The 3,436-nt window shown below is 36.9% G+C and carries 3 protein-coding genes; all 3 read right to left on the reverse strand.

Translation table 11 applies throughout. The features are described 5' to 3' along the window. A partial coding sequence (locus K8S13_RS17195) for a PAS domain-containing protein (RefSeq protein ID WP_291464410.1) occupies positions 1–2,551 on the reverse strand: 2,551 nt, incomplete at its 3' end. A gap of 8 nt (positions 2,552–2,559) precedes the next feature. After that, on the reverse strand, positions 2,560–2,910 hold the full coding sequence (locus K8S13_RS17200) for a methyl-accepting chemotaxis protein (RefSeq protein WP_291464412.1): 351 nt from the start codon (positions 2,908–2,910) through the stop codon (positions 2,560–2,562). Between the two features lie 108 nt (positions 2,911–3,018). Then, the coding region (locus K8S13_RS17205) for a helix-turn-helix transcriptional regulator (RefSeq protein WP_291464414.1) at positions 3,019–3,436 on the reverse strand (418 nt) is incomplete at its 5' end.

Below are 3,436 nucleotides of genomic sequence, written 5' to 3' on the forward strand. Positions count from 1 at the left end.
GTTCTTCAAGTTCAACTTCTTTCAGTTTTACATTCAATTTTCCGCCATTTTTTTCCATGGCATGATAGGCATTGGTTGCAAGGTTCATTACAATTTGATGAATTTGTGTTGGGTCAGCTTTGATTGCACCACAATCAGATTGAAGATTTTGTTTGATCTCAATTGTTGTGGGAATTGTAGATCTGATGAGTTTTAATGCTTCTTTAATAATTGGCTGCATTTTCATCAGTTTTAATTTACCTTTTTCTTGACGAGAAAAGGTAAGAATTTGTTTTACCAGCTCACTGGCTCTCATAGCACCTGTATAGATCTTCTTAAGACCGTCTCTAAACGGGCTGTTTTCAGGGATATCTTCTAACAGCATTTCAGAATGCCCCACAATGGGAAACAAAATATTGTTAAAATCATGGGCAATACCACCGGCAAGGGTGCCGATAGATTCCATCTTCTGAGACTGACGTAACATTTTTTCCATTTTGATCTCATCAGTTATATCGCGTTTAACCGCAACAAAGTTAACAACTATTCCAGCTTCATCAAATACTGGAGAAATGGTGGCTTCTTCTGTGTAAAATGAACCGTCCTTTTTTTTATTGATTAGTCTCCCCTGCCATGTATCACCAGCAGTAATAGTCTGCCACATTTGCTCATAGAACTGCTTGTCCTGCCGGGTACTTTTTAGAATTCTTGGATTTTTACCCATTACCTCTTCCCGAGAGTAGCCGCTGATACGCTCGAAGGCAGGGTTGGTGTATTGGATACTGCCATCTTTATCAGTAATAACAACAGTCTCATATACCTGCTCAATGGCAGTAGCTAAGTGTATTTTATCTTCCTGCAATTTTTTAAATGGGGTAATATTTTTTGCCACCTGGGCAATATTTATTAATTTGCCATCCTCATTTATTACTGGAGAGGCAGAGACCAGAAAAGTCTCATCCCGTTTAGGGTCATACATTTCTCTTGTACAGGGAGAGATGGTCTTTTTTGTGTGCAGCACAGGGCATTGGGGGCAAGGTTTTGTATTGTTTTTGAAAATCTCGTAACAATGCTGGTTGTTTAGCTCCTCACAAGAAACAAGTAAGGCACTGCAGGCGCTTTTATTCATATGTACAATGCGCATGTCGGGAGTTTGCAGAGTAACAATATCAGAAATAGCATTAAAGGTTCGCTCCCATTTCTCTTTACTGATCAAAAGTGTTTTTTCTCTTGCCAAAACCTGTTCTACCATCATGTTAAAATTCAGGGCCAGCTGACCGATTTCATCCTGACGCGTAACAATTGTTGTGTCTTGAATTATATTTTCATGACTGCCTTGAGCAATGTTTTTGGTTGCATCAGTTAACAAACCTATGGGCTGGGCAATATTTTTATGCACCACCCAGTAAATCATAACTAACGCTGTTATCAATAAACTCAGGGCGACGATCAGCATAAACCATAAGTTTTGTTCAATTTTTTTTTGAAAAAGCGTTTTTGAAGAAATCGAAATCGAATACCAGTCCGGCCCTTCTATTCTGCTTACTGCGATAAATTGATTATTTTCAGCATCATTAATAATTGTTGGAAATGACGATACTGACTTAACCTTATCAAAAATAGATTGCAGCATCTTATCTTTTGCAGACATAACGGTTAACGGTGTGTCAATGGCGGTTTTGATTTCAGTCATTTTATCGGGATGCACAATAATTCGACCTTGTTGGTTTAGGATTATGCTGTATGAGATGATTGAATTATTGCTTAAAGTGCGTTTAAATAAGTCATCAAGACGAATATCAATTCCAACTGTACCGATCTGTTTGTCATGGATGTCGATAGGTGCGGCTGAGGATATCACCCAGTGATTAGCCGGGGGATCAAAATAGATATCGGTCCAGATAGAATTTCGTTCCGGATTGTTTTGCTTACTGGTACCGTAAAACCACTCCTGAGTTTCCCAATTATAATCTGCAGACATGTTGAGACACCATGGTATTTGGGGCAAGTAGGTTAATGATAATTTTTCCGGTCCGACAAACCACAGGTTGACAAATTGAGTTTGCCAGGCAGGACCATACTGCATGATTTTTTCATAGGCAATGGCCATGCGCCGTTGAAGTTCTTTTGTCACGTTCACCTCAGGAGCTATGATAATACTGATACCTTTTTCAAAGGTGTTTTCGCTTGTCCATGTGCCATTAAAATACTTTGGCAATGAACGAAATGTTCCATCGTTATGGGTGGTCATGTGGGATGTAAACCAGTCACTGAAGTCATTTTTTGGATTGTTTTTATAGTGAAACAAAAATTCATCCTTGAACTGAATGGCACTCTTCTTAACTAAATGAAAGAGTTCATTGTCACGTTGCCCGCGCTGACTGATATATTCCAACAATTTTTCTTGAAATTGATTATCTGTCTCTTTTATTAAATACTTGTATGTAATGGCAGTTGAAACAAAAACAAGGGAAAAAAACAAAATGAAGAGACGCTTGATGATTGTATGTGATAAAGGAATTGTTTTGCTTTGATCGTTAAGCAGGTTAGGCTTGTCGTTTTGAGTTTTCATTTATTTTTTTAACTTTTCTCTTGAGCCATGACATTATTTGAATTCTCTGATATGCTATTGGTCATTTTACTGACATGATTGATGTTACCCGATATATCTTCGGACATAGCTGAAGACTGGGCAACATGTTCATTCACATCGGTAATACCTTGGGCTGCCTCAATAGTTGCATTCAGTGCCAAGAAATTGGTCTGGTCGGATATATTGCTGATGGTCTCTGTTACCTTGTTGATATCGGTTGCAGAATGTCCAAGGATACCCACCTTTTTTTCAGCTGACTTTGTCTGGTCAACTGCTTTTGAACTAATAAAGCTTACATTTTCAATTTCACTTGCAATCTTGGTAAAATGTTCACCCATATATGAGTCTTCTAATATTTTTTTAATTAGAAGTATTACGTAATATGAATTGCGGGTCAATAAATTAAAATATTAAAAAAATATTAGTATTTTGTTAGGTTAAAACTATCATTCGCCAAATGACAACAGATAAGTTCTCAGGTTTATTTTTTTATTTTTCAATCCGAGTTTATGCCTGATATTATGTCTATGTGAGGTTATTGCCCATATTGATTTATTGAGAATTTGTGTTATTTCTTTATTTGTTTTGCCTTCCTTAACAAGTAGAGCTACCTGGATTTCTGTAGGCGTAAGGCTCACCAGAGGATCGGATAATTTTTTTGAAAAAGGGATGGTCATCTCTCTAATACTCGATTCCAGAATATCAAGTATATCTTTTTGTGTTTTTTTTGTATGCCTGCTTCTCAATTGCTTAAGCAGGGGTTTTATTAGTGATTTATAATTGGTATAAATATTTTCACTGAGCTGATTTTTATCTTTTTCCCTTTTTTTCAACAGCACTCTTAATGCAGTATTTACATCTGAA

It is taken from the genome of Desulfobacula sp., assembly GCF_021107415.1.